This window comes from Streptomyces sp. AC627_RSS907 (assembly GCF_019049165.1).
On sequence record NZ_JAGMUE010000004.1, the window covers coordinates 20,177 to 45,531 of the forward strand.

Here is a 25,355-nt window from a genome sequence, read left to right on the forward strand (position 1 = left end):
TGGTGCCGCTCCCCGAACACAAACAAAGACTGGACCGGTGGACCGGTCCAGTCAAGCGGAACGTCGGTTCTGCTACTGCATGGGGTAGTTGTCGATCTGCTCGAAGACGTGGGACGGAGTGACGCCCTCTTCGCACACCAGCGCGTGATGCCGTTCGTCGAACGCCGTATGCAGGACGACAGCCACTGCTGCGGGCTGTTCCACCTCCAGGTGCCGCGCTTCTTCGTCCGTGGCCAGGCGCACCGTGGTCACGTCGATGCCTTCGACGGGGGAGCGGCCCGTTTCGCGACGGACATAGTGTGTCGTGCCTTCGGCGATCGGGCCGTTCGCGGACAGGCGCGGCGCGGCGTCCACCACGGAGGCCGGAAACCACGCGGTAACCAGGCTGTGTGGCGAGCCGTCGTCGAGGAGCATGAGCCGGACCCGGCGCAGTGCCTTCTCGCCGGGTGCCAGCCCCAGAGCGTCGGTGACGTGAGCGGGCGGCACCGCGCGGTCCGGTGTGCCGAGGCGGCGGTACGGTGCCCCGCCCGACAGGCGAGTGGAACCCGAGCGTCGCCCGCCGGCGGGCCGGGCGACGGGTGACTCCGTGACGAGAAAGCCGGAGCCTTGTCGCGCGACGACGAGTCCGTCGTGACGCAGGATGTCGTACGCCTTGACCACGGTGGCCCGTGACACGCCCCACTGTTCGGCCAGGTCGCGACCCGACGGCAGGAGGTCTCCCGGACCGAACTCGCCGTTCGCGACCCGGGTGCGCAGATCGTCGGCGATCTGCTCGTACTTCAACAGTGGCATGGCACTCCTTCCCGATCGCTGGACTGGTCCACCGGTGCAGCACCAGAATGCAGAGATGACGAGCCCCGAGGTAACGCCAGAGATCGTGAGGTTCTACAGCGAGATCGTCGACGAGGCGGACCGGCTGGTCACCACCGCCGACGGGCGTCTGGAGATGGTACGTACGCAGGAGTTGCTGCGCCGCCACCTCCCCTCGTCACCGGCTCGGGTGCTCGACGTCGGTGGCGGTCCCGGGACGCACGCCCGGTGGCTTGTCGAGGACGGGTACGTGGTGCATCTGGTCGACCCGATTCCCCGTCACGTGGAACAGGCCAAGGCCACCGGCGCGTCCGTCGAACTGGGCGATGCGCGATGTCTCACGGCCGACGACGGCTCCTACGACGTCGTCCTCATGCTGGGTCCCCTGTACCACCTGCCGGAGCGGGCGGACCGGGACCGTGCGCTCGCGGAGGCACGCCGTGTGGTGAAGCCCGGCGGGTTGCTGGCGGTCGCCGGTATCAACCGGTACGCGTCGCTGTTCGAGCACGCCGCGTACGCCCACCTGCACAAGGAGTCGATGCGGGAGAGCATCGGGGTGATCCTTGCGACCCAGGTGCACGACGGGAAGAAGGCGTTCACGACGGCGTACTTCCACAGCGGGGAGCAGTTGCGCGACGAGGTGGCGGCGGCGGGATTCACCGGCGCGGAGGTTTTCGGGATCGAGGGGCCCGCATGGTCCCTGCTGGCGGCGGCGGAGCGGAACACCGGTCAGTCGTTCCGGGAGTCGAGCCTGTTCGAGTCCGCCCTCACGGCCGCGCGTATGGCCGAGCCCCACCCGGATCTGCTGGCGGCGAGTTCGCATCTGCTGGCCGTCGGGCGTCGACCGGTCTGACACGCAGGACCGCGCCTGAGCGCCCCGCTCTGCGCAGGCCGGGGAACGGGGGCGGAACCGTGTGGTCCGGTTGGTGCGTGATCATGTGGGGCTCCCCGGGCGGGTTGTCGCGGGCCACCCGGGTGCCGGGGACGGACGGCAGCCACGTCTTCTGGGACAACGACCCGATCCTGGAGGAACAACTCACCGCCGGTGACTTCGACGGTGACGGGCATGCCGACCTGGTCTTCGGGCTCGGCTCCGGCAAGGGCCTGCTCAGGGGCTCCTTCGAACGGGACGGCACCCCGGCCGCGACGGGCGCCGTCCCCGCCCCGCGCCGGCCCGGGAGGGATATCGGCTCAGGGTGTCGTCTCGCCCCGTACCAGCGGATGGCACACCGGCTGGACGTCCTCGGGGAGGTCGTCCGGGCGGCACCAGCGGGCCTCCAGGATCTCGGCGGGGTCGATGCGCAGCTCGCCGCCCAGCAGACGCGCCTCGTAGGCGGCTTCGAGGCGGGTGCGCAGGCCGCTGTTCAGCATGACGAGGCGGCCCACCTCCACGTCGAGGCCGGTCTCCTCCTTGACCTCGCGCACCACGGTCAGCCGGAAGTCCTCGCCCTTGCGTGCGAAGCCGCTCGGCAGACCCCACTGGCGGCCGGGCGGCCACATCCGGTGCTTCAGCAGCAGGACCCGCCCCTCGTCGTCGCGCACGACGCCGGTCACGCCGACCACGAACTTGGCGTTCACGAGCCACATGACGCGGCTCTGCACCGGGCGCAGGAGGCGCCAGAGGCGGGTCAGGAGTCGTCTCACAGAGCGGACGGTACCTGGTCGGGGTGCGGGCCCGTCCGGCGAGTCCCGACCGCCTGACGGACCTCCGTTGACAGCCGCGTTCCCCTCGCGTGACAGTTGCATGAATGTGCTACACGCCTGACCAGGTCCCTTGCCCTGGATCCAGTCGTGCGGCGCGTCGAACGACACCCACCCGCAGACCGTCCCGGAGCCCTCGTGAGCACCCCCAGCGCCACCCCCGGCACCTCGTCCCCGGCCGCCGCCACCGGCCACGCGCCCACGCCGAGCGGTGCGCCGGGTGGCCGGTGGGGGGCCCTCGGCCCCGTCGGGCTGGTCCTCGCCGGTGGAGTGTCCGTGCAGTTCGGCGCGGCACTGGCGGTGAGTCTGATGCCCCGGGCCGGCGCGCTCGGCGTGGTGACCCTGCGGCTGGTCGTGGCCGCCGTCGTCATGCTCCTGGTCTGCCGGCCCCGGCTGCGCGGCTACTCCCGGGCCGACTGGGGCACGGTCGTCGTCTTCGGCGTCGCCATGGCCGGCATGAACGGCCTCTTCTACCAGGCGGTCGACCGCATCCCCCTCGGCCCCGCCGTCACCCTGGAGGTGCTCGGCCCGCTCGCCCTCTCCGTCCTCGCCTCCCGGCGCGCGGTCAACCTCGTCTGGGCCGCGCTGGCCCTGGCCGGCGTCTTCCTCCTCGGCGGCGGCGGTTTCGACGGCCTCGACCCGGCCGGCGCCGCCTTCGCACTGGCGGCGGGCGCGATGTGGGCGGCGTACATCGTCTTCTCCGCGCGCACCGGGCGCCGCTTCCCGCAGGCCGACGGGCTGGCCCTCGCGATGGCCGTCGGGGCGGTGCTGTTCCTCCCGCTGGGCATCGCGGAGTCGGGCGCGAGGCTCGTCGAGCCGGTGACGCTCGCGCTGGGTGCCGGGGTGGCCCTGCTCTCCTCCGTCCTGCCCTACACCCTCGAACTCCTCGCCCTGCGCCGCATGCCCGCGCCGACCTTCGCCATCCTCATGAGCCTGGAGCCCGCCATCGCCGCGGCGGCCGGCTTCCTCATCCTCGACCAGGCCCTGTCCGCCACGCAGTCCGCGGCCATCGCGCTGGTCATCGCGGCCAGCATGGGTGCGGTACGGACGCAGGTGGGGCGGGGCGGCGGGAAGCGGCGGCCGCTCCCGGGGCCGGGGGACGACGGCCGCTAGCCCTCACCCCCACGGCACGCTGACGGCTCGCGTCGCGGGACGCCGGACGGGGTGCCGGAGCGCATGCCCCGGCGGCGGACCGCCGGGGCACCGATGCGCCGGGACGTCCGGTCCCCTCACGGCCGGTCACCGAGCCCGGGGCCGGACACTGAGCCCGGGGCCGGACACTGAGCCCGGGACCGGACACTGAGCCCGGGACCGGTCACTGAGCCCGGGGCCGGACACCGAGCCCCGGGGAATCACCGAACCCCGGAACCGAGCCCCGAGCCCGCGGCCGGAATGCATGCAAGCATGCTTGATTGTTTCCCGACCCCCTGCCATGCTCCTCCCCACCGCGCCGCACGCCGCCGTGCCCGAGGGGAGCGCCCCGTGTCCGACCCGACGCCCGTGATCGACGACCTGCGCGAGGAGAGCGAGGAGCTCGACGCGCTGGTCGCCCCGCTGGGCCCCGAGGAGTGGCGGCTGGCCACCCCGGCGCCCCGCTGGACGATCGCCCACCAGATCGCGCACCTGGCCTGGACCGACCGGTCCGCCCTGCTGGCCGTCACCGACGAGGACGGCTTCCGCGCCCTGGTGGAAAAGGCCCTCGCCGCACCCGACCGGTACGTCGACGACGGCGCCGAGGAGGGCGCCCGGCAGGCCCCCGCCGAGCTGCTGGCCGCCTGGCGCACGGGCCGCGCCGCCCTCGACGGGGCGCTGCGCGCGTCCGCCCCCGGCGCCCGTTTCCCCTGGTACGGCCCGCCCATGGCCGCCGCCTCCATGGCCACCGCCCGCCTGATGGAGACCTGGGCCCACGGCCTCGACATCGCGGACGCCCTCGGTGTGACGCGCCCACCCACCGACCGGCTGCGCCACGTGGCCCGCATCGGCGTCCGCGCCCGGGACTTCGCCTACGCGGCCCACGGCCTCACTCCGCCCGCCGACCGGTTCCGGGTCGAGCTCACCGGGCCCGGCGGGGACCTGTGGACCTACGGCCCCGAAGACGCGGGCCAGCGCGTCACGGGCCCCGCCCTCGACTTCTGCCTCCTCGCCACCCAGCGCGCCCACCGCACCGACCTCGCCCTGCGCGCCGAGGGCCCGGACGCCGACCGGTGGCTGGACATCGCCCAGGCCTTCGCCGGGCCGCCCGGGGCGGGGCGGCGGCCGAAGGGGGCCCGGCGGTGACGGCACCGCTGCGCGTCGGCAACGCCTCCGGCTTCTACGGCGACCGCTTCGACGCCCTGCGCGAGATGCTCACCGGGGGCCCGCTGGACGTCCTCACCGGCGACTACCTCGCCGAGCTGACCATGCTCATCCTGGGCCGCGACCGGCTGAAGGACCCCGGCGCCGGATACGCCCGCACCTTCCTGCGGCAGCTGGAGGAGTGCCTGGGCCTCGCCCACGAGCGGGGCGTCCGGATCGTCAGCAACGCCGGCGGGCTCAACCCGGCCGGTCTCGCCGACGCCGTACGCGCCCTCGCCGCCCGGCTCGGCATCCCCGTACGCGTCGCGCACGTCGAGGGCGACGACCTCACCGCCGCCCACCCCGGCAGCCTCGCCGCCCACGCCTACCTCGGCGGCTTCGGCATCACCGCGTGCCTGCGCGCGGGCGCCGACGTCGTCGTCACCGGGCGGGTCACCGACGCCGCCCTGGTCACCGGGCCCGCCGCCGCGCACTTCGGCTGGGCGCCGACGGAGTACGACCGGCTCGCGGGCGCGGTCGTCGCCGGGCACGTGCTGGAGTGCGGGGCGCAGGCGACCGGCGGGAACTACGCGTTCTTCCGCGAGGGCGACGTCCGGCACCCCGGCTTCCCCCTCGCCGAGCTGCACGCCGACGGCAGCTGCGTCATCACCAAGCACGACGGCACCGGCGGCTTCGTCGACACCGGCACGGTGACCGCCCAGCTGCTGTACGAGACGGGCGGCGCCCGGTACGCCGGGCCGGACGTCACCGCCCGGCTGGACACCGTACGGCTCAGCCAGGACGGCCCCGACCGGGTACGCGTCGAGGGCGTGCGCGGCGAGGCCCCGCCGGCCACGCTCAAGGTCGGACGCAACCGCCTCGGCGGTTTCCGGGGCGAGATCACCTTCGTCCTCACCGGCCTCGACATCGAGGCCAAGGCCGCGCTCGTACGGGAACAGATGGCGCCCGCCCTCGGCAAGGCCGCCGACGTCCGCTGGGACCTGGTCCGCACCGACCGGCCCGACGCCCCGACCGAGGAGACGGCCGCCGCCCTGCTGCGGCTCGTCGTCCGCGACGCCGACCAGCAGGTCGTCGGGCGGGCGCTGAGCGGGGCCGCCGTCGAGCTGGCCCTCGCCAGCTACCCCGGGTTCCACGTGCTCGCGCCACCGGGAAAGGGCACGCCCTACGGGGTCTTCGAGGACGTGTACGTCCCCCGGGACGCCGTCGAGCACGTGGCCGTCCTGCCCGACGGACGCCGGGTCCCGGTGGCGCCGGCCCAGGACACGGCGGTACCGGCGGTCGTACCGGAACCCCCCTTGCCGCAGCCGCTGCCGCCGGGCCCCGTACGCCGCGCCCCCCTCGGCAGGGTCGCCGGGGCCCGCAGCGGCGACAAGGGCGGTGACGCCAACGTCGGCGTGTGGGCACGGACCGACGACGCCTGGCGCTGGCTCGCGCACGAGCTGACCACGGACCGGTTCCGGGAGCTGGTCCCCGAGGCCCGCGACCTGCCCGTCACCCGGCACCCGCTCCCCAACCTGCGCGCCCTCAACTTCGTCGTCGAGGGGCTCCTCGGCGAGGGCGTCGCCGCCCGGCACCGCTTCGACCCGCAGGCCAAGGCGCTCGGCGAATGGCTGCGCTCCCGCCACCTCGACATCCCGGAGGTCCTGCTGTGACCGTCCTCGCCTCCACGCTCGACCCCACAGCCCCCGAACACCGGGCGAACCGCGAGGCCATGCTCGCCAGACTGGCCGACCTGGACGCCGAGCACGCCAAGGCGCTGGCGGGCGGCGGCGAGAAGTACGTCGCCCGGCACCGGGGGCGCGGCAAGCTCCTCGCCCGCGAGCGCGTCGAGCTGCTCCTCGACCCCGACACGCCCTTCCTGGAGCTGTCGCCGCTCGCCGCCTGGGGCAGCGAGTACACGGTCGGCGCCTCCCTCGTCACCGGCATCGGAGTCGTCGAGGGCGTGGAGTGCCTGATCACCGCCAACGACCCGACCGTGCGCGGCGGCGCCAGCAACCCCTGGTCGCTGAAGAAGGCCCTGCGCGCCAACGACATCGCGCTCGCCAACCGGCTGCCCTGCGTCAGCCTGGTGGAGTCGGGCGGTGCCGACCTGCCCTCCCAGAAGGAGATCTTCATCCCCGGCGGCGCGATCTTCCGGGACCTCACCCGGCTGTCCGCCGCCGGCATCCCCACCGTCGCCGTCGTCTTCGGCAACTCCACGGCCGGCGGCGCCTACATCCCGGGCATGTCCGACCACGTGATCATGGTCAGGGAGCGGGCCAAGGTGTTCCTCGGCGGACCGCCGCTGGTGAAGATGGCCACCGGCGAGGAGAGCGACGACGAGTCGCTGGGCGGCGCGGAGATGCACGCCCGCACCTCCGGCCTCGCCGACCACTTCGCCCTGGACGAGCCGGACGCGATCCGGCAGGCCCGCCGTGTGATCGCCCGCCTCAACCACCGCAAGGCGTACGCCGACCCGGCACCGGCCGAGCCGCCCGAGTACGACCCGGAGGAACTCCTCGGCATCGTCCCCGGCGACCTCAGGACACCCTTCGACCCGCGCGAGGTCATCGCCCGCGTCGTCGACGCCTCCGACTTCGACGAGTTCAAGCCGCTGTACGGGACGAGCCTGACCACCGGGTGGGCGACCCTGCACGGCTACCCGGTGGGCGTCCTCGCCAACGCGCGGGGCGTCCTGTTCAGCGAGGAGTCGCAGAAGGCCGCCCAGTTCATCCAGCTCGCCAACCAGCGCGACATCCCGCTGGTGTTCCTGCACAACACCACCGGCTACATGGTCGGCAAGGAGTACGAGCAGGGCGGCATCATCAAACACGGCGCGATGATGATCAACGCCGTCTCCAACTCGCGCGTCCCCCACCTGTCCGTCCTCATGGGGGCGTCCTACGGCGCCGGTCACTACGGCATGTGCGGCAGGGCCTACGACCCCCGCTTCCTCTTCGCCTGGCCCAGCGCCAAGTCCGCCGTCATGGGCCCGCAGCAGCTCGCCGGCGTGCTGTCCCTCGTCGCCCGCCAGTCGGCCGCCGCGAAGGGACAGCCGTACGACGACGAGGCGGACGCGGCGCTGCGCGCCATGGTGGAGCAGCAGATCGAGTCCGAGTCACTGCCCGTGTTCCTGTCCGGACGGCTCCACGACGACGGCGTCATCGACCCGCGCGACACCCGCACCGTCCTCGGCCTGTGCCTGTCGGCCATCCACACCGCCCCCTACGAGGGCGCGCGCGGTGGCTTCGGCGTCTTCCGCATGTGAGGTGGGAGGAACCAATGATCACTTCTCTGCTCGTCGCCAACCGGGGCGAGATCGCCTGCCGCGTCTTCCGCACCTGCCGGGAATCGGGAATCCGGACGGTGGCGGTGCACTCGGACGCCGACGCGAACGCCCTCCACACGCGCGTGGCCGACGCGGCGGTACGACTGCCGGGGACCGCGTCCGCCGACACCTACCTGCGCGGCGACCTGATCGTGAAGGCCGCGATCACCGCCGGCGCCGACGCCGTGCACCCCGGCTACGGCTTCCTCTCCGAGAACGCCGGCTTCGCCCGCGCCGTCGTCGACGCCGGCCTGACCTGGATCGGACCGCCCCCGGAGGCGATCGAGGCGATGGCGTCCAAGACGCGTGCCAAGGAACTGATGGGCATCGCCCCCCTGGGCGAGGTCACCGAGGCCGACCTGCCGGTCCTGGTGAAGGCGGCGGCGGGCGGCGGCGGGCGCGGCATGCGCGTCGTACGCCGCCTCGCCGACCTCGGCGCCGAACTGGCCGCCGCCCGCGCGGAGGCGGCGAGCGCGTTCGGCGACGGCGAGGTGTTCGTCGAGCCGTACGTGGTCGACGGCCGCCACGTCGAGGTGCAGATCCTCGCCGACACCCACGGCACGGTGTGGACGCTCGGCACCCGGGACTGCTCCCTGCAGCGCCGCCACCAGAAGGTGATCGAGGAGGCCCCGGCACCCGGCCTGACCGAGGAACTGACGAAGGAACTCCACACCCTCGCGGTACGCGCCGCCCGCGCCGTCGACTACGTCGGCGCCGGAACCGTCGAGTTCCTCGTCGCGGACGGCACGGCGCACTTCCTGGAGATGAACACCCGCCTCCAGGTCGAGCACCCGGTCACGGAAGCGGTCTTCGGCCTGGACCTCGTCGCCCTCCAGCTCCGGATCGCCGAGGGCCACGCCCTCGACGCCGACCCCCCACGCGCGCGTGGCCACGCCGTCGAGGCCCGCCTGTACGCCGAGGACCCGGCGGCGGGGTGGGCCCCGCAGACCGGCCGGCTGCACCACCTCGGCGTCCCGGACGGCATCCGCCTCGACACCGGGTACACCGACGGCGACGACATCGGCGTCCACTACGACCCGATGCTCGCCAAGGCCGTCGCCCACGCACCCACCCGCGCGGAGGCCGTCCGCCGGCTCGCCGGCGCCCTGGAACGGGCGGAGATCCACGGCCCGGCCACCAACCGCGACCTGCTCGTCCGCTCCCTGCGCCACGAGGAGTTCACCTCCGCCCGCATGGACACCGGCTTCCTGGACCGTCACCTGCCCGAACTCACCGCGCCCGCCGGCGACCCCCTCGCCCCGCTGGCCGCCGCCCTCGCCGACGCCAGTGGCCGCTCCCGGTTCGGCGGCTGGCGCAACCTGCCCTCGCAGCCGCAGGTCAAGCGGTACGCCATGGCGGGCGAGGAGCACGAGGTCCGCTACCACCACACCCGCACCGGCCTCGCGGCCGACGGCGTACGCGTCGTCCACGCCGACGCCACACGGGTCGTCCTCGAAACGGGCGGCGTACGGCGCCGCTACGACGTCGCCCGCTACGGCGACCGGATCCACGTGGGCGCCACCGCCCTCACCGCCCTGCCCCGCTTCCCCGACCCCACCACCCCGCGCGCCCCCGGTTCCCTCCTGGCCCCCATGCCGGGCACGGTCGTCCGTGTCGCGGAGGGCCTGGCGGAAGGGTCCCTCGTCCAGGCCGGCCGGCCCCTGCTCTGGCTGGAGGCGATGAAGATGGAACACGAGGTCACCGCCCCGGTCACGGGAACGCTCACGGCTCTCCACGCCGAGCCGGGCAGGCAGGTGGAGGTCGGGGCCCTTCTGGCCGTAGTCGAGGGACACGCCGCTCAGGGGCGCGGGGAACCGCGCGACCAGCCACCACGGACCCGCACACGGAAGACGACCGAAGGAGCCCCGTGACCACCCTCATCGAATCCGACGAGCACAAGTCCCTCCGCGCGGCGGTATCGTCCTTCGCCAGGAGCCACACCCGCACCCTCGGCGCCGCCGACAACAAGCAGTTCTGGCAGGACGCCGCCAAGCTCGGCTACATCGGCGTCAACCTGCCGGAGGCGTACGGCGGTGGCGGCGGCGGCATCAGCGAACTCTCCCTCGTCCTGGAGGAGTTGGGAGCGGCCGGCAACCCCCTGCTGATGATGATCGTCTCCCCGGCGATCTGCGGCACCGTCATCGCCCGCTTCGGCACCGAGGCCCAGAAGCAGCAGTGGCTCCCCGCGCTGGCCGACGGCAGCCGCCTCATGGCCTTCGGCATCACCGAACCCGACGCCGGCTCCAACAGCCACCGCATCACCACCACCGCCCGCCGCGACGGCGGCGACTGGGTCCTCACCGGCCGCAAGGTCTTCGTCAGCGGCGTCGACATCGCCGACGCCACCCTCGTCGTCGGCCGCACCGAAGACGCCCGCACCGGCAAGCTCAAGCCCTGCCTGTTCATCGTCCCCCGCGACGCCCCCGGCTTCGAACGCCGGCAGATCGACATGGAACTGCGCGCCGCCGAGAAGCAGTTCGAGCTGACCCTCGACGACGTACGGCTGCCCGCCGACGCCCTCGTCGGCGACGAGGACGCGGGCCTCCTCCAGCTCTTCGCCGGTCTCAACCCCGAGCGCGTCATGACGGCGGCGTTCGGCATCGGCATGGGCCGCTACGCGCTCTCCCGCGCCCTCGACTACGCCCGCGAACGCACCGTGTGGAAGACCCCCATCGGCGCCCACCAGGCGATCGCCCACCCCCTCGCCCAGGCCCACATCGAACTCGAACTCGCCCGCCTGATGACGCAGAAGGCGGCCCACCTCTACGACGCCGGTGACGACCTGGGCGCCGGCGAGGCCGCCAACATGGCCAAGTACGCCGCCGGGGAGGCCTGCGTGAAGGCCGTCGACCAGGCCGTGCACACCCTCGGCGGCAACGGCCTCACCCGGGAGTTCGGGCTCGCCTCGCTGGTGACGGCGGCGCGCGTGGCCCGTATCGCCCCGGTGAGCAGGGAGATGATCCTCAACTACGTCTCCCACCAGACCCTGGGCCTGCCCAAGTCGTACTGACCCGGCGGAGCGTGGTGCGTACGAGCAGTGGACCGGACCGCCGGACAAGCCGAACCATCGGAGCGTGAGAACGTGACGTACGTCGCCGAACCCGTCGCCCCCCGCGCACGCGTCCGCCGGGTCGCCTTCGCCGCCGGCCCGCCCGGGGCGGCCGGGGCGTCCGGGGCGGCCGGGGCGTCCGGGGCGGCCGGCGGGCCGCTCCCGCGCCGGGAAACACGGGAGCGCCCATGACCCCGGTCGCCCGCGCCCGCGAACGCGGTGTCGAGACCCTCACCCTCGACTCCCCGCACAACCGCAACGCCCTCTCCGCCGCCCTCGTCGGCGACCTGGCCGACGCGCTCACCGACGCCGGCCGGGACCCCGGCGTCCGCGCCGTCGTCCTCACCCACACCGGCAACACCTTCAGCGCCGGCGCCGACCTGCGCGACCCGCCCGGCCCGGACGCCCTGGTCGGTCTGCTCCGGCGGATCGTCGAGCTGCCCAAACCGGTCGTCGCCCGCGTCACCGGGCACGTCCGCGCGGGCGGCCTCGGCCTGCTCGCCGCCTGCGACATCGCCGCCGCGTCCACCACGTCGACGTACGCCTTCACCGAGGTCCGCATCGGCGTGGCCCCCGCCGTCATCTCCCTGACCCTCCTGCCCCGTGCCGACCCGCGTGCCCTCGCCCGCCACTACCTCACCGGCGAGCGCTTCGACGCCGCCGAGGCCGTCCGCACCGGCCTGGTCACGGCGGCCGGCGACGACGTGGACGCCGTACTCGCGCCGGTCCTGGAGGGTGTGCGCCGTGCCTCACCGCAGGGCCTGGCCGAGACGAAACGGCTGCTCACGGCTAGGGTGCTGGAGGCCTTCGACCGGGACGCGGCCGACCTGACCGCGCTCTCGGCCCGGCTGTTCGCCTCCTCGCAGGCACGCGAGGGGATGACGGCCTTCCTCGAACGACGGGATCCGGAATGGGTGGTGTGAGCGGCGCCGTGAACACGGCCGACCGCGCGGAGCGCGTTCCCAAGCAGGACCGCAGCCGGGCCACCCGGCAGCGGCTCCTGGAGGCCGCCGTGGCCTGCCTCGCCGAACACGGCTGGGCGGGCTCGACGGTCACCGTCGTCGCCGAACGCGCCGGGGTCTCCCGCGGCGCCGCCCAGCACCACTTCCCGACCCGCGAGGACCTGTTCACGGCGGCCGTGGAGTACGTCGCGGAGGAACGGTCCGTCGCCCTGCGGGCCCTGTTCCCCGACGGCGCGGCGGCCGGCGACCGCCGGGCCGTGGTCGCCGCACTGGTCGACCTCTACACCGGGCCCCTCTTCCGCGCCGCCCTCCACCTGTGGGTCGCCGCCTGCGACGAGGAGCAGCTGCGCGGCCGGGTGACCGAGCTGGAGGCCCGCGTCGGCCGCGAGAGCCACCGCATCGCGGTCGACCTCCTCGGCGCCGACGAGACCCGCCCGGGCGTCCGCGAAACCGTCCAGGGCCTGCTGGACATGGCCCGCGGCCTGGGCCTGGCCAACCTGCTCACCGACGACGGGGCCCGCCGGGAACGGGTGGTCGAGCAGTGGGCCCGGCTGCTGGACGGGGCGCTGGACTGACCCCGGGACCGGCCACGGGGCCCCGGAGCGCGCCCCTGCGGCGGGACCGGCGTCCCGGCGTCACGGGCTGAGCCGCTCCACCCGCCAGCCCCCGCCGGCGTCCGCGTCCGCCACGTACCGCAGCCGGTCGTGCAGCCGGTTCTCCCGTCCCTGCCAGAACTCCACCGTCCGCGGCGCCACCCGGAACCCGCCCCAGTGCGGCGGCACCGGCACCCGCTCACCCTCCGGGTACCGGGCGGCCAGCTCGGCGTAGGCGGCGTCGAGGGCGCCCCGGCCGGCCACCACCGACGACTGGGCGCTCGCCCAGGCGCCCAGCTGGGAGCCGTGCGGCCGGGTCCGGAAGTACGCGGCGGTCTCGTCCCGTCCGGTCCGCCGGGCGACCCCCGTGACGATGACCTGCCGGGCCATCGGATGCCAGGGGAACAGCAGCGACACGTGCGGGTTCTCGTCCAGCTCGCGCGCCTTGCGGGAGCCGTAGTTGGTGTAGAAGACGAAGCCCTGCTCGTCGAAGTGCTTCAGCAGCACCGTGCGGGAACTGGGCCGGCCCTCGGCGTCGGCCGTCGAGACGACCATGGCGTTCGGCTCGAACAGCCCGCCCTCCGTCGCGGCCTGCTCGAACCAGCGCGCGAACTGCTCGACGGGGGTGGCGGCCAGCTCGCTCTCGGAGAGTCCCTCGGCCCGGTACTGCTTGCGCATCGAGGCGAGGCCGAAAGAGGCGGAGGAGCCGGCGGGGACTGGGGGGACGGCGGGGACGGCGGGGACGGCGTCACGGTCGGTCACGCGGCCATCCTGCCGCATCCATGCCGTCCGCAGGCCGGATCCCCGGTGTCCTTCGTCACGGAGTGGCACTGAGTGCCGCGCCCTCTCCCCAATCGTGGCACTCGGGGCTATCGTGCTGATCCCGGCCCGGTTGGGTGACCGCCGACCGTACGGGGCATCACAGGGATGACCGCCAGGACCGCGAGTCGACGAGACGACCGTGGATCCGATGGACCCGGCGGGCCCCACGGAGGAGACCGCACAGCCTCCGCACAGGTCGCCGCCACACATCACGATCACGAGGAGCCGCCTGATGTCCGACTTCGTACCCGGACTCGAAGGAGTCGTCGCGTTCGAAACGGAGATCGCCGAACCCGACAAGGAGGGCGGTGCCCTGCGCTACCGCGGCGTCGACATCGAGGATCTCGTCGGCCACGTCTCCTTCGGCAACGTGTGGGGCCTGCTCGTCGACGGCGCCTTCAACCCCGGCCTGCCGCCCGCGGAGCCCTTCCCGATCCCCGTGCACTCCGGTGACATCAGGGTCGACGTCCAGTCGGCGCTCGCGATGCTGGCACCGGTCTGGGGCCTCAAACCCCTCCTGGACATCGACGCCGAGCAGGCCCGCGCCGACCTCGCCCGTGCCGCCGTCATGGCCCTGTCCTACGTCGCCCAGTCCGCGCGCGGCCAGGGCCTGCCCATGGTCCCGCAGCGCGAGATCGACAAGGCCCGGTCCGTCGTCGAACGCTTCATGATCCGCTGGCGCGGCGAGCCCGACCCGAAGCACGTCGCCGCGGTCGACGCCTACTGGACGTCCGCGGCCGAACACGGCATGAACGCCTCGACCTTCACCGCCCGCGTCATCGCCTCCACCGGCGCCGACGTCGCCGCCGCCCTCTCCGGGGCCGTGGGCGCCATGTCCGGGCCCCTGCACGGCGGCGCCCCCTCCCGCGTCCTGCACATGATCGAGGAGATCGAACGCACCGGGGACGCCGAGGCCTACGTCAGGAAGACCCTCGACGCCGGCGAACGCCTCATGGGCTTCGGCCACCGCGTCTACCGCGCCGAGGACCCCCGCGCCCGCGTCCTGCGCCGCACCGCCCGCGAACTGGGCGCCCCGCGCTACGAGGTCGCCGAAGCCCTGGAGAAGGCGGCCCTCACCGAACTCCACAACCGCCGCCCCGACCGCGTCCTGGCCACCAACGTCGAGTTCTGGGCGGCCATCATGCTGGACTTCGCCGAGGTCCCGGCCCACATGTTCACCTCGATGTTCACCTGCGCCCGCACCGCCGGCTGGTCCGCCCACATCCTCGAACAGAAGCGCACCGGCCGCCTGGTCCGCCCCTCCGCCCGCTACATCGGCCCGGGCCCCCGCGACCCGCGCGAGATCGAGGGCTACGAAGCCATCGCGCACTGACGCGCCCCCTGAACGCAGGCGACCCGCGAGTCTGGTTCCTCCGGAGGAGGAGCCGGCCGGACGTACCGGCGACTCGCGGGTCGGGTGACTGCTCGGGATTGGGCCGGCTGCACGCGTCCTTCGCGCACTGGTCCGGCACCGCACTGGGTGTGGTGGCGAGCCGCTAGCCCGCAGTCACCTCACGCGTCCGGTATTCATACATCTGCCGAACCACCTCCCTTCTCGTGTACCGCACACCCTAGGAACCGGTCGGCCACCGTTCAACGGGTTTTCCCGACTCCCTCCGCTGCCGGTCTCCCGCTGCCGTTCTCCCGCTGCGGTCTCCGTGGACGCGTCCGCGCCGGTCACCTGGCGCCGGCACCCGAGTCCGGGCCGGCGCACGCGCGCGTGCGGGGGGCCGGGGCGGTGGATACGGTGGTGCCGGCGGCCGACACCGACGGGCTCCGGTTCGCCGGGGCGCGCGGACGCGCCGAGCGGGAGCGGTGCGTGCCGGACGGCGAGCGTGACGGACGGGTCGGTCCGCGGCTCGACCCGCACCCGGCATGACGGGGGCGTATGCCGAGTTTCCGCAGGACAACGATTTCTGCAATCTTGTGGGAACCCGGTGTGCGGTGCGTCACGTTCGAGTTGAATGAAGGCCAGTGAACGAACCGGCGTACGGGTACGGCGGACGCAGCCTGCAGGGGGTCCAGGTGAGTGCTTCCCGGCGTAGTGGGACCACCGACGAGCTGGGGCCGGACGAGCCGGAGCAGCCCGAGCGGGACGGCGCGGACCTGTTGGCCGCGCTCCTCGACGGCATGGACGCCGCCCTGTGCGCCTTCGACGCGGACGGGGTCGTCACCCACTGGAACCGCGAGGCGGAGCGCATCCTGGGCTGGACCGCGGCGGAGGCCGTGGGGCGGCAGGGTTTCGCCGGGTGGGCGGTGCGCAGGGCGGACGCGGGGGAGGTCGAGGAGCGGCTGCTGTCCGCGATGCGGGCGCCGGGGCGGCAGGTGAACGAGTTCGCGCTGCTGACCAAGGACGGCGGGCGGGTGCTGGTGCGTACGCAGTCCGCGGCCGTGCGCGGCCCGGACGGCAGACCCGCGGGCGTGTACTGCGCGTTCAGCGAGGTGCACGCGCAGATCGACCTGGAGCGTTCCATCGCGCTCAGTGAGGCCCTGCTGGAGGACGCGAGCTGGGGTGTCGTGCTGGTCGACGCCGACCTGCGCCCCGCCGTGGTGAACGCCCACGCGGCGCGTGCCCTGGGGGCCGGGCGTACGTCCGTGCTGGGCCGGCCGCTGGGCGACCTGCTCACCCAGGGCGTCGAGGAGTTGGAGAACGCGCTGACGCACGTCCTCGCGGAGGGTGCGCCGCCCGCCCCCGCCGAGGTGTGGGTGCGGGTGCGCACCCCCGAGGGCGAGCGGCGCCGGTGCTGGCGCAGCGGGTTCGTGCGGCTGGCGTCGCCGCTCGCGGAGGAGCCGGTGCCGCTGGGCGTCGGCTGGCTGTTCCAGGACGTCACCGAGGCCAAGCAGGGCGAGCAGGAGGCGGCGCTGCTGCGGTTCCGGGCCAACCAGTTGCACCGGGCGGCGCGTGCGGCGGCCGAGTGCGAGGATCCGGCGGAGGCGGCGATCGTCCACCTGGACTTCGCGCTCGCCGGGTTCGCCGACCACGCCCTGATCGACCGGGTGGCGGGCGGTGCGGAGACCGACACCGACGCGGCGGAGCCGGTCCGGCTGGTCCGGGTCGCGGCCACGCCGTCCGGCGCCCCGGGCCCCAGCGTGCCGACCGGGACGGCGGGGCTGCCGGTGCGGTACGGCGAGGGGCACCCGGCGGTGCAGTGCGTGGAGCGGATGGGCTCGGTGCGGGCCAGCGCGGGGGTCAGGGCCGCGCCCGAGCAGGTACGCGAGTGGGCCCTGGCCCGGCAGTGGCCGGCGGACACGGTGCACGGGCTGTGCGCGGTGCTGCGCAGCCGGGGGCGGACGCTGGGGGTCGTGACGTTCCTGCGGGGCGCGGGCCGAAGCGCGTTCGAGCGGCCCGACGCGATGTACGCGGAGGACGTGGCCGTCCACATCGCGACGGCGCTGGACCTGGCCGCCGCGACGGAGACGCGCCGGCGGCACGCCGGGGACACGGGCGCGGGGTGACGGGGAGCCGGGCGGATGGCGCCCGGGCGGGTGGGAGCGCGGGGACGTGCATGTCCCGGCGGGCGCGGGGGGCCCGAGCCGGGAGGTGGCGCGCGGTGTCGGGTGCCCGGGTGGGCATGGGCGTGCGGTGCCAGGGTTCCCCGGTGGGCGTGGGCGTGGGCGTGGGCGTGCGGTGCCCGGGCTCCCTGTGGGCGGACGCGCGGTGTCGGCGGAGGAGCGGTTCGCCGGTGTTCAGTGGCGGTAGAAGATCCGGTCCCGGTACTGCTCCAGTACGCGCCCGTTCCAGTCGTGGCCGCCGTCCACGTTGCCCGAGCGCAGCAGCGGGGGTTCGATGCCGCGGTCGGCGAGGGTGGCGGCCGTCGTGGCCAGCACGGCCTGGAGGAGGGCGCTGGTGACGACCGTGGAGGCGGGCGCGAAGGGGGCCGGGACGGTGTCGAGCGTGAGCTCGGCGTCCCCGACGGCGATCTTGGAGTCCAGGACCAGGTCGCAGTGGTCCTTGAGGAAGGTGCCGGAGGTGTGCCGCGACGTCGTCTCGCGGGCGTACGCCACCGAGGTCACGCCGATGACCTTCACGCCGAGCGCGCGGGCGTTCATGGCCATTTCCACGGGCAGGGCGTTGCGCCCGGAGAGGGAGACGATCACCAGGGCGTCGCCCGCGCGCAGCGGCGAGGAGTCGAGGACGGCGCTCGCGAGGCCGTCGACGCGTTCCAGGGCGGAGCCGAGCGTGGCCGGCATGACGTCGACGCCGACGACCCCGGGCACGGTGAGCAGGTTCATCAGGGCGAGCCCGCCGGCGCGGTACACGACGTCCTGCGCGGCGAGCGAGGAGTGCCCGGCGCCGAAGGCGAAGAGCCGGCCGCCGTTCTGCACGGTGTCGGCGAGCAGGACACCGGCCGCCCCGACGGTGTCGGCCTCCTCGTCGCGGACACGTCGCAGCAGGTCGATCGCCGCGTCGAGGAACTGGCCGGCCGGCTTGCGGTCGCTCATGCGGTGCCCCTTCGGTGTGGCTGCGTCGCGGATCACCGTGCGGTCTGGACCAGCGCGGTGTCAATACGGCGGGTCGGGGCCGCGCCACCGGTGCCGGTGGCCGGATCGCGTGGGCGCGGCCGGGCGGGCGGGCATCGGTGTCCCCGGGTGGTCGCGGCGGGGCACGGTTGTCAGTGGTATGCGTCAGAATTGAATCCAGGGCCAGCGCACGCGCCGGTGGGCCGCAGCCTCCGGCAATCTCATCGAGGGGCACGTATGTCCGGACTGATCGACACCACGGAGATGTATCTCCGCACCATCCTCGAGCTGGAGGAGGAAGGCGTGGTCCCGATGCGCGCCCGGATCGCCGAGCGGCTCGACCAGAGCGGCCCGACGGTCAGTCAGACGGTGGCGCGCATGGAGCGCGACGGTCTGGTGTCCGTGGCGGCCGACCGGCACCTGGAGCTGACCGACGAGGGCCGTCGCCTGGCCACGCGCGTGATGCGCAAGCACCGGCTCGCGGAGTGCCTGCTCGTCGACGTGATCGGCCTGGAGTGGGAGCAGGTGCACGCCGAGGCGTGTCGCTGGGAGCACGTGATGAGCGAGGCGGTCGAGCGCCGCGTGCTGGAGCTGCTGCGGCACCCGACGGAGTCGCCGTACGGCAATCCGATCCCGGGCCTGGAGGAGCTGGGCGAGACGGACGGTGCCGACCCGTTCCTGGACGAGGGCATGGTGTCGCTCGCCGACCTGGACCCGGGCATGGAGGGCAAGACGGTCGTCGTGCGCCGTATCGGCGAGCCGATCCAGACGGACGCGCAGCTGATGTACACGCTGCGCCGCGCGGGTGTGCAGCCCGGCTCGGTGGTGAGCGTGACGGAGTCGGCGGGTGGCGTGCTGGTGGGCAGCGGCGGCGAGGCGGCCGAGCTCGAGTCGGAGGTGGCCTCCCACGTGTTCGTCGCCAAGCGCTGATCACGGCCGTGCGGTGGTTGGCCCTGCGGTGACGGGCGCCGGGGGGACCGACGGCGCGCCGGTCATGGCGGTGCGCTGAGCGGCGTCGGCGATCCGGGATGTTCCGTGCGCCGAACCGCAGCGCCCGGGCGCTGTGCGTGCGAGGCTGTGCCGTGAGGCGTGGGCGTACGCGTGCGTGCTCTTGGCCGTGGCGGGAAGCGACGTCGCCCGGCCGGAGAGGGGGGAGGGACGTGCCGGAGAGATGGAGAGGGCCCCGGCGCGGTGTGGCGCCGGGGCCTGTCCTCCCCTGTGCTGACCCGGAGCCCCGAGCTCTCAGGGTCAATCCCCTCGGACCGTTTTCCCCGAGCGGTCCGCCTCCCGTTGAAGATCTCCCCCCGGCGGCGACGATCAATCCCTGAGGGGTGTCACTCGAATGAGGGGTGTTGCTCACCGAGACCGCGTTTTCGAATAGGTATTCGATACCCTGCGGAGGCCGACCGGCCGTAAGTTGCGAGGGCGGCCATGGCCGACAGGACGGGCACGGCAGGCAGGACACGGTTCACAGGACCGCGGGCCCGAAAGGGGCGACGGTCCGAGCGGAGCTTGGGGGTGCCAGACCTATGGCGCGGCGCATCGATGTGACCGGCGCGGGCGGCGTACGCCTCGCCGCGTGGGAGTTCGGCGACCCTCCCAAGACCGACACGCACGACCCGGACCAGCGGGCCACGCCTTCCGCGTACGGAGCCGGCGACCCGCCGGGCGTGCTGTTGCTGCACGGCCTGATGGGCCGCGCCTCGCACTGGGCCCCGACGGCCCGCTGGCTCTCCGCCCGCCACCGGGCCGTCGCCCTCGACCAGCGCGGCCACGGACGCAGCGACAAGCCCCCGCGGGCCTCCTACATCAGGGAGGCCTACGTGGAGGACGCCGAGGCCGCGCTGGAGCAGCTGGGCCTCGGCCCGGCCGTCCTCATCGGGCACGCCATGGGAGCGCTGACCGCCTGGCAGCTCGCCGCCAAACGCCCCGACCTGGTCCGCGGTCTGATCATCTGCGACATGCGGGCCTCCGCGCTCGGCGCGGCCTCGCAGCAGGTCTGGGCCGAGTGGTTCCGCGCCTGGCCGGTCCCCTTCGCCACGCTCGCCGACGTGCGCAAGTGGTTCGGCGAGGACGACCCGTGGGTGGAGCGGCCGAATCCGGCCCGCGGCGAGTTCTACGCGGAGGTGATGGCCGAGTCCTCCGACGGCTGGCGGCCCGTCTTCGAGCCGGAGCAGATGCTCCGGTCCCGCGAGGCCTGGGTCTACGACGCCCACTGGGACGAACTGGCCCAGGTGCGCTGCCCGGCCCTGGTCGTCCGCGGCCTCGACGGCGAGCTGGGCCGCGCCGAGGCGCAGGAGATGGTCCGCGTACTGCCGCACGGCCGGTACGCGGAGGTCGCCGACGCCGGTCACCTCGTCCACTACGACCAGCCGGAGGCGTGGCGCGCGGCCATCGAGCCCTTCCTGGACGGCCTCCGGGAGGGCTGACCCCGGCGCCAGGGGGGTGGCGGGAGGCGCGGCCCGGCCGCCACGGGGACAGGCGACCGACGTCCGGTTCCCGTCCGGCCGTACCCGGCCATGGCGGCCACGGCAGCCTCGAATGCCGTACGCCGTCCCACCGGCCGGGTCCCCCGGCTGTGCGCCGACGAGCCGTCCCGCGTCCCTGTTCCGGGCTGGACCGGGGCCGGCGGCGGTGGTCCGCGGCCCTGAAGGCGAGCCCGCCACCTCTCAGCCATCCTGCCACGCCATGTACCATGCAACACATGGAACCAGGTGATTCGACCAAGCAGGCCCGGGCAGCCGCCCAGCTGCGCAAGGGTGTCCTGGAGTACTGCGTGCTCGCCCTGATGCGGGACCGCCCCCGCTACGGCGTGGAACTCCTCCAGGTCCTGGAGGAGTCCGGTGCGCTGGCCACCAGCCAGGGCACGGTCTACCCGCTGCTCTCCCGGCTCCGCCGCGAAGACCTGGTCACCACCACCTGGCAGGAGTCCGCCTCGGGACCACCCCGTCGCTACTACGCGCTCACCGACAGCGGCCGGGCCGCGCTCGACGAGTTCACCCGCGTCTGGCCCGGCTTCCGCAACGCCGTCGACTCCTTCCTGACCCCCCCACAAGCCTCTCCCGGAGACCACGCATGAAGACCTCTGCCGACCGCGTCAGCGACTACCTCTCCGCCGTCGAGCGCGAGGCCTCCGCGCTCCCCGCCGACCGCCGCCGGGAACTCCTCGCCGACCTCGCCGAACACATCGAGGTGACGCGCGCCGAGCACCCCGACGCCGCGCTCGGCGAGGTCCTGTCGGAGCTGGGCGACCCCCGCACCATCGCGGCGACGGCACTGGCCGAGGCGGGGAACGCGGCCGGGAGCGGGACCCCGGCCCGGGGAGGCGCGGGCGTCCCCGTCCGGCGCGGCAGGGTGCACCCCCTGGTGCCGCTTTTGATGCTCACCGTCCCGTACCTCGCCGCGACGGTCGTCACCGACGTTCCCGCCCTGCAGCTGTGCAGCGGCCTGTTCCGCATCGTCGGCGCGGTGCTGCTGTGCACGTCGGTGCACTGGTCTCCGGTCCGCAAGACCGTCGGCGTGCTGCTCACCGCGGTCCTGCCGACCGTCGCCATCTTCATCTGGGAGGAGACCACCGTCGCCCCGGCGGGCGACACCCCGGCCCTCGTGGCCAACCTGGTGATGCTCGCCGTCCTGACCGGCACCGCCGCCTGGCTCTGGCGCTCCCGCCGCGCCTGAGACCTCGCCCCCGGGGGCCGCGGCGACCGGCGGCGGGCCGGCCGGAACACCACACGCGCGCCCGGCCGGGGGCAGCAGTTCACTACCCCTTGCTGACCGCCGTCAGAATCTCCGGCAGCCGGCTCGCCGTCCTCGGCGCCGCCAGCCGCAGACCGAGCAGCGTGAGCGCGGCGCCGTACACCGCGCCCACCGGTAGCAGCAGCAGACGGAGGCCGTCGCCGCCCGAGCCCACCTTCAGCCAGATCGTCAGCGCGATCACCGGCGCGCACAGCAGGGCCGCGGCAGCCATGCCGCCGAAGATCGAGATCCAGGCGAGCCCGACCTGGCCGGGCGCGACGTTCTTGTACCCCTCCTGCGGAATGGAGTACGGGAAACGCGCCGACGTCCACGCACCGGTCGCCAGCATGGCGCCGAGCAGCGCGAAGGACAGGCCCAGCACCTCGGGCAGCGTCCGCCACTCGTCGAGCATCGCCGTGGTCAGGACGGTGACGAGGACGGCGTACGGCAGCGTGATCAGCAGCAGCGCCAGCGCGCGGGCCCGCAGCTCGACATAGGCGTCCCGCGCCGACGAGATGGTCATCGCCACCATCCAGAACGCGGACGTGTCCTGCCCGAACTGGTTGTACATCTGGACGCCGAGCATCCCGGCGGCGAAGCAGGCGAAGTACACCGAGCCGGTGCCCTGCCAGGCGTTGAACACCGGCACGATCAGGCCGATGGCCAGCGAGGTCACCCAGGCGGCCTTGGTCTTCGGGTCGCGCCACACGTACCGCAGGGTGCGCTCCATGACGGTGCCGGTGCGTCCGGCGGGGAGCAGCCGGGCGAGCCCCGCCGAGTCGCGTTCGCGGACCGGCCGGCTGTCGCTCGGGAGGGTGGAGCCGTCGGGCGTGGTCATCAGCCGGGTGAGGTGACGCGACCAGACCCGCAGCAGCAGCACCAGGGCCGCGGCGGTGAGCGCCAGTTGGGCGGCGGCGGTGCCGTACGCGCCGTCGCTCGCCGCGTCCATCGCGCCGACCGCCGACGCGGGCGGCACCCAGCGCAGCACGTCGGCCGCCGGGTCGAGCTGCTCAAGGCCCGACGCACCCAGCCGCTGCGCCCCGAAGTTGACGAGCTGCGCCCCGACCGCGACGACCAGTCCGCTCAGCACCGCCAGGTCGCGTCCCTTGCGGCTGGACAGCAGCCGTACGTTGGCGGCGGCGACGGCCCGCGCGAGGGTCACGCACACCAGGAGCGCGATCACGGCCCCGACGACGCCGACGGCGTACGCCGCCCCGCCGTGCGCGACCGCGACCACGGAACCGGCGAACATGCACAGCGTGAACAGCGGTCCGATCCCGACCAGCGACGCCGTGAGCAGGGACCGGACCAGCGGGCCGGGGCGCAGCGGCAGCATCACCAGGCGGGTCGGGTCGAGCGTCTCGTCCCCACCGGGGAAGAACAGCGGCATCACCGCCCAGCCCAGGGCCGTCACGGCTGCCAGCAGCACGACCAGCGAGTCCACGTGGGCATGCCCGCGCAGCAGGACCAGGCCGATCAGCTGGAGTGCGGTGAAGAGCAGGACGACGACGGCCGAGGCGACGTAGGCGGCCCGCCGCCCGCCGGACTGCCGCAGCCCGTTGCGCAGCAGGGACAGCTTCAGCCGTACGAAGACGGAGGTGAGTGACGGGGCGGAGGCGCCGGCAGTGTCCGCGGGGCCCGGCGAGCCCGGCGTGCCGACGGTGAACGGCGGGGTGGCCTCGGCGCTCATCGGGATCCGCCGCCCAGCCAGTCCAGGTCGGACCCGGCGTCCCGGCCACCGGCGCCGACGAGTTCCAGGAAGGCCTGCTGCAACGAGGCCGCCTCGCCGCGGACCTCGGCGAGCGTGCCGGTGGCGCGGATGCGGCCGGCGGCCATGACGGCCACCCAGTCGCACAGCGACTCCACCAGCTCCATGACGTGGGAGGAGAAGACGACGGTGGCGCCGGAGGCGGTGTAGCGCTCCAGCACCCCGCGGATCGTCTGGGCCGACACCGGGTCGACGCCCTCGAACGGTTCGTCCAGGAACAGCACTTCGGGGTTGTGCAGCAGCGCCGCGGCCAGCCCGATCTTCTTTCGCATGCCGGTCGAGTAGTCGACGACCAGTTTGTGCTGGGACCCGGCCAGGTCGAGCACGTCCAGCAACTGCGTGGCCCGCTTGTCGACCTCGGCGCCGGGCAGTCCGCGCAACCGGCCCGTGTAGCCGAGCAGTTCCCGCCCGGACAGCCGCTCGAACAGCCGCAGTCCCTCGGGCAGCACCCCTGTCCTGGCCTTCACCTCGGCCGGATCACGCCACACGTCGTGCCCGACGACCTCGACCGACCCCTGATCAGGCCGGAGCAGTCCGGTCACCATGGAGAGCGTGGTCGTCTTGCCGGCCCCGTTCGGCCCGACGAGCCCGATGAACTTGCCCGCGGGCAGCTCGAGATCGATCCCGCCCACGGCGACCTGCTGCCCGAACCGTTTCCAGAGCCCCCGCACGCGTACGGCACTTGCGCTCACCACGTCTCCCTCCGTCGGGTGAAAACCCTACGGGGGCGACGCGGACGGGGGCACGGTCCGCCGGCGCTGGAGCTGCGGTGTGCGGTGCGGCTGCGCGGTGCGGCTGCGCCACACGGGCCCGACAAGCCACGGACGAACCGCACTCACCCGTGCGCGCCTGCTGCCGCGCGTCCACCGATCCGTGCCCGCCAATCCGCGGTCGCTGGTCAGCAACCGCCGATCCGCGCCTGCCGGTCAGCAACCGCCGATGTGCGTTCGCCGGTCAGCGTCCGCCGAGCCGCGCCTGCCGGTCAGCAACCGCCGATGTGCGTTCGCCGGTCAGCGTCCGCCGAGCCGTGCCCGCCGGTCACCAACTGCCCGTCCGCGCCCGCCGATCCGCAACCGCCCGTCCGACGCCCACCGATCCGCAACCGCCGATCCGAGCCGCCCACCGACCCGCACCCCCACCCGCGGCGACCCGGCGGGCGGAGTCGCGCGCTACCGGTCCCGGCCGCACGCATAGGCCAGGGGTGAGATCAGCTCCTCCACATCCGGCAGCCACCGGTTCGCCGGGGTCGGCCGGCAGACCCACTGCACGGCCCCCCGCGTCCCGTACCGCGTGGGCGGCGCGGCCACGTACGTCCCTTCCCCCAGCGCGGCCAGATCGAGGGACGACGGCGTCCACCCCAACCGCCGCACGAGGTCCGGCACCTTGACCGCCGCACCCGGGAGAACGAAGAACCGCATCCGCCGGTCTGGCGTCAGTGTCACCGGCCCGAGCGTCAGCTCCATCCGCTCCATCCGGGCCAGCGCCAGGAACCCCGCGGTCTCGGGCACGTCGATCGCGTCGAAGGTCCGGCCCGTGGGCAGCAGGATCGACGCCGACGGCTGCTTCTGCCACAGCCGGCGGGCGACGGACGCGCTGCCCGTCGCCTGCGTCGCCCAGTCCTCGCGCGCCGGGTGCGCGCCCGGGGCGGCGCACACCGGGTCCCCGCAGGAGCAGCGCTGCACTCCGTCGGCGGCTTCCAGCCAGGTGCCGGGGAACACGTCCCAGTGGCGCTCCTCGGCATAGCGGACGGCGGTCTCCAGCAGCGATGCGCCGCGCTGCTGGGGGATCTGTGCGGCTTCGGTGCCCGGGATGGTCTCTTCCACGTGGAACTCAACTCCCGTGCTCAACCCGG

22 protein-coding genes are annotated in these 25,355 nt (G+C 74.0%); 15 read left to right on the forward strand and 7 right to left on the reverse strand.

Annotation, left to right across the window (positions count from 1 at the left end; genetic code table 11):
- Nucleotides 1-72: 72 nt before the first annotated feature.
- A complete protein-coding gene (locus KUM32_RS00575; RefSeq protein WP_217139722.1) occupies nt 73-792 on the reverse strand; it encodes a GntR family transcriptional regulator in 720 nt (239 codons plus the stop codon).
- Nucleotides 793-847: 55 nt separating this feature from the next.
- Here KUM32_RS00575 and KUM32_RS00580 point away from each other — a divergent pair, with 55 nt between their 5' ends.
- Entirely contained in the window at nt 848-1,663 is an 816-nt protein-coding gene (locus KUM32_RS00580; protein ID WP_217139723.1) for a bifunctional 2-polyprenyl-6-hydroxyphenol methylase/3-demethylubiquinol 3-O-methyltransferase UbiG, read from the forward strand.
- A gap of 338 nt (nt 1,664-2,001) precedes the next feature.
- Here KUM32_RS00580 and KUM32_RS00585 read toward each other — a convergent pair whose 3' ends face one another.
- Nucleotides 2,002-2,454, reverse strand: a complete 453-nt coding sequence (locus KUM32_RS00585; protein WP_217139724.1) for an NUDIX hydrolase — start codon at nt 2,452-2,454, stop codon at nt 2,002-2,004.
- A gap of 195 nt (nt 2,455-2,649) precedes the next feature.
- On the opposite strand from KUM32_RS00585, the gene KUM32_RS00590 reads away from it, so the two are divergent.
- The 8 genes from KUM32_RS00590 to KUM32_RS00625 all read left to right on the forward strand — a co-directional run bounded on the left by KUM32_RS00590 (nt 2,650) and on the right by KUM32_RS00625 (nt 12,699).
- A complete protein-coding gene (locus KUM32_RS00590) occupies nt 2,650-3,624 on the forward strand; it encodes a DMT family transporter (protein WP_217139725.1) in 975 nt (324 codons plus the stop codon).
- A 369-nt stretch (nt 3,625-3,993) separates the two neighbouring features.
- Entirely contained in the window at nt 3,994-4,788 is a 795-nt protein-coding gene (locus KUM32_RS00595; RefSeq protein WP_217139726.1) for a TIGR03084 family metal-binding protein, read from the forward strand.
- Nucleotides 4,785-6,458 (forward strand): acyclic terpene utilization AtuA family protein, encoded by a 1,674-nt coding sequence (locus KUM32_RS00600; protein WP_217139727.1) that lies wholly within the window; start codon nt 4,785-4,787, stop codon nt 6,456-6,458. Before KUM32_RS00595 ends, KUM32_RS00600 begins: the two co-directional genes overlap by 4 nt.
- Nucleotides 6,455-8,053 carry an acyl-CoA carboxylase subunit beta gene (locus tag KUM32_RS00605; RefSeq protein ID WP_217139728.1) on the forward strand — a complete coding sequence of 533 codons (1,599 nt, stop codon included), beginning with the start codon at nt 6,455-6,457 and terminating at the stop codon, nt 8,051-8,053. The genes KUM32_RS00600 and KUM32_RS00605 overlap by 4 nt, the downstream gene beginning before the upstream one ends.
- A gap of 14 nt (nt 8,054-8,067) precedes the next feature.
- Entirely contained in the window at nt 8,068-9,984 is a 1,917-nt protein-coding gene (locus tag KUM32_RS00610) for a biotin carboxylase N-terminal domain-containing protein (RefSeq protein WP_217139729.1), read from the forward strand.
- Nucleotides 9,981-11,123 carry an acyl-CoA dehydrogenase family protein gene (locus KUM32_RS00615; protein WP_217139730.1) on the forward strand — a complete coding sequence of 381 codons (1,143 nt, stop codon included), beginning with the start codon at nt 9,981-9,983 and terminating at the stop codon, nt 11,121-11,123. Before KUM32_RS00610 ends, KUM32_RS00615 begins: the two co-directional genes overlap by 4 nt.
- Before the next feature lie 227 nt (nt 11,124-11,350).
- A complete protein-coding gene (locus tag KUM32_RS00620) occupies nt 11,351-12,085 on the forward strand; it encodes an enoyl-CoA hydratase family protein (protein WP_217139731.1) in 735 nt (244 codons plus the stop codon).
- Nucleotides 12,073-12,699 (forward strand): TetR/AcrR family transcriptional regulator, encoded by a 627-nt coding sequence (locus tag KUM32_RS00625; RefSeq protein ID WP_217139732.1) that lies wholly within the window; start codon nt 12,073-12,075, stop codon nt 12,697-12,699. Before KUM32_RS00620 ends, KUM32_RS00625 begins: the two co-directional genes overlap by 13 nt.
- 60 nt (nt 12,700-12,759) lie before the next feature.
- On the opposite strand, the gene pdxH is transcribed toward KUM32_RS00625, so the two are convergent.
- Complete coding sequence (gene pdxH, locus KUM32_RS00630; RefSeq protein ID WP_217139733.1) at nt 12,760-13,497, reverse strand: pyridoxamine 5'-phosphate oxidase; 738 nt, start codon at nt 13,495-13,497, stop codon at nt 12,760-12,762.
- A 274-nt stretch (nt 13,498-13,771) separates the two neighbouring features.
- Between pdxH and KUM32_RS00635 the strand changes: the two genes are divergently transcribed.
- Together KUM32_RS00635 and KUM32_RS00640 are read left to right on the forward strand one after the other, a co-directional pair.
- Nucleotides 13,772-14,872: a citrate synthase 2 gene (locus KUM32_RS00635; RefSeq protein ID WP_217139734.1), complete on the forward strand. Its 1,101-nt coding sequence runs from the start codon at nt 13,772-13,774 to the stop codon at nt 14,870-14,872.
- A gap of 692 nt (nt 14,873-15,564) precedes the next feature.
- Nucleotides 15,565-16,995 carry a PAS domain-containing protein gene (locus tag KUM32_RS00640; RefSeq protein ID WP_217139752.1) on the forward strand — a complete coding sequence of 477 codons (1,431 nt, stop codon included), beginning with the start codon at nt 15,565-15,567 and terminating at the stop codon, nt 16,993-16,995.
- A gap of 231 nt (nt 16,996-17,226) precedes the next feature.
- Here KUM32_RS00640 and KUM32_RS00645 read toward each other — a convergent pair whose 3' ends face one another.
- Nucleotides 17,227-17,982 carry an SIS domain-containing protein gene (locus tag KUM32_RS00645; protein WP_217139735.1) on the reverse strand — a complete coding sequence of 252 codons (756 nt, stop codon included), beginning with the start codon at nt 17,980-17,982 and terminating at the stop codon, nt 17,227-17,229.
- 255 nt (nt 17,983-18,237) lie between these two features.
- Between KUM32_RS00645 and KUM32_RS00650 the strand changes: the two genes are divergently transcribed.
- The 4 genes from KUM32_RS00650 (at nt 18,238) to KUM32_RS00665 (ending at nt 21,678) form a co-directional block, all read left to right on the forward strand.
- On the forward strand, nt 18,238-18,930 hold the full coding sequence (locus KUM32_RS00650; protein ID WP_217139736.1) for a metal-dependent transcriptional regulator: 693 nt from the start codon (nt 18,238-18,240) through the stop codon (nt 18,928-18,930).
- A 599-nt stretch (nt 18,931-19,529) separates the two neighbouring features.
- The gene (locus KUM32_RS00655; RefSeq protein WP_217139737.1) at nt 19,530-20,429 is read left to right on the forward strand and encodes an alpha/beta fold hydrolase; all 900 of its coding nucleotides are present in this window, start codon (nt 19,530-19,532) and stop codon (nt 20,427-20,429) included.
- Between the two features lie 275 nt (nt 20,430-20,704).
- Nucleotides 20,705-21,079, forward strand: a complete 375-nt coding sequence (locus tag KUM32_RS00660) for a PadR family transcriptional regulator (RefSeq protein ID WP_217139738.1) — start codon at nt 20,705-20,707, stop codon at nt 21,077-21,079.
- Nucleotides 21,076-21,678, forward strand: coding sequence for a hypothetical protein (locus KUM32_RS00665; protein ID WP_217139739.1), 603 nt, complete (start codon nt 21,076-21,078; stop codon nt 21,676-21,678). The genes KUM32_RS00660 and KUM32_RS00665 overlap by 4 nt, the downstream gene beginning before the upstream one ends.
- Before the next feature lie 82 nt (nt 21,679-21,760).
- Here KUM32_RS00665 and KUM32_RS00670 read toward each other — a convergent pair whose 3' ends face one another.
- The 3 genes from KUM32_RS00670 to KUM32_RS00680 form a co-directional block, all read right to left on the reverse strand.
- Nucleotides 21,761-23,425, reverse strand: coding sequence for a transporter (locus tag KUM32_RS00670; protein WP_254404839.1), 1,665 nt, complete (start codon nt 23,423-23,425; stop codon nt 21,761-21,763).
- Entirely contained in the window at nt 23,422-24,198 is a 777-nt protein-coding gene (locus KUM32_RS00675) for an ABC transporter ATP-binding protein (RefSeq protein ID WP_217139740.1), read from the reverse strand. Before KUM32_RS00675 ends, KUM32_RS00670 begins: the two co-directional genes overlap by 4 nt.
- 474 nt (nt 24,199-24,672) lie before the next feature.
- On the reverse strand, nt 24,673-25,326 hold the full coding sequence (locus tag KUM32_RS00680) for a bifunctional DNA primase/polymerase (RefSeq protein ID WP_217139741.1): 654 nt from the start codon (nt 25,324-25,326) through the stop codon (nt 24,673-24,675).
- Nucleotides 25,327-25,355: the final 29 nt, after the last annotated feature.

Excerpts from the sequence above, each read along its gene's own strand:
- KUM32_RS00670 (WP_254404839.1), bottom strand. The coding sequence starts at position 23,425 with ATGAGCGCCGAGGCCACCCCGCCGTTCACCGTCGGCACGCCGGGCTCG.
- KUM32_RS00660 (WP_217139738.1), top strand. The coding sequence starts at position 20,705 with ATGGAACCAGGTGATTCGACCAAGCAGGCCCGGGCAGCCGCCCAGCTG.
- KUM32_RS00580 (WP_217139723.1), top strand. The coding sequence starts at position 848 with ATGACGAGCCCCGAGGTAACGCCAGAGATCGTGAGGTTCTACAGCGAG.
- KUM32_RS00575 (WP_217139722.1), bottom strand. The coding sequence starts at position 792 with ATGCCACTGTTGAAGTACGAGCAGATCGCCGACGATCTGCGCACCCGG.
- KUM32_RS00620 (WP_217139731.1), top strand. The coding sequence starts at position 11,351 with ATGACCCCGGTCGCCCGCGCCCGCGAACGCGGTGTCGAGACCCTCACC.
- KUM32_RS00655 (WP_217139737.1), top strand. The coding sequence starts at position 19,530 with ATGGCGCGGCGCATCGATGTGACCGGCGCGGGCGGCGTACGCCTCGCC.
- KUM32_RS00650 (WP_217139736.1), top strand. The coding sequence starts at position 18,238 with ATGTCCGGACTGATCGACACCACGGAGATGTATCTCCGCACCATCCTC.
- pdxH (WP_217139733.1), bottom strand. The coding sequence starts at position 13,497 with ATGCGGCAGGATGGCCGCGTGACCGACCGTGACGCCGTCCCCGCCGTC.
- KUM32_RS00625 (WP_217139732.1), top strand. The coding sequence starts at position 12,073 with ATGGGTGGTGTGAGCGGCGCCGTGAACACGGCCGACCGCGCGGAGCGC.
- KUM32_RS00665 (WP_217139739.1), top strand. The coding sequence starts at position 21,076 with ATGAAGACCTCTGCCGACCGCGTCAGCGACTACCTCTCCGCCGTCGAG.
- KUM32_RS00610 (WP_217139729.1), top strand. The coding sequence starts at position 8,068 with ATGATCACTTCTCTGCTCGTCGCCAACCGGGGCGAGATCGCCTGCCGC.
- KUM32_RS00645 (WP_217139735.1), bottom strand. The coding sequence starts at position 17,982 with ATGAGCGACCGCAAGCCGGCCGGCCAGTTCCTCGACGCGGCGATCGAC.
- KUM32_RS00635 (WP_217139734.1), top strand. The coding sequence starts at position 13,772 with ATGTCCGACTTCGTACCCGGACTCGAAGGAGTCGTCGCGTTCGAAACG.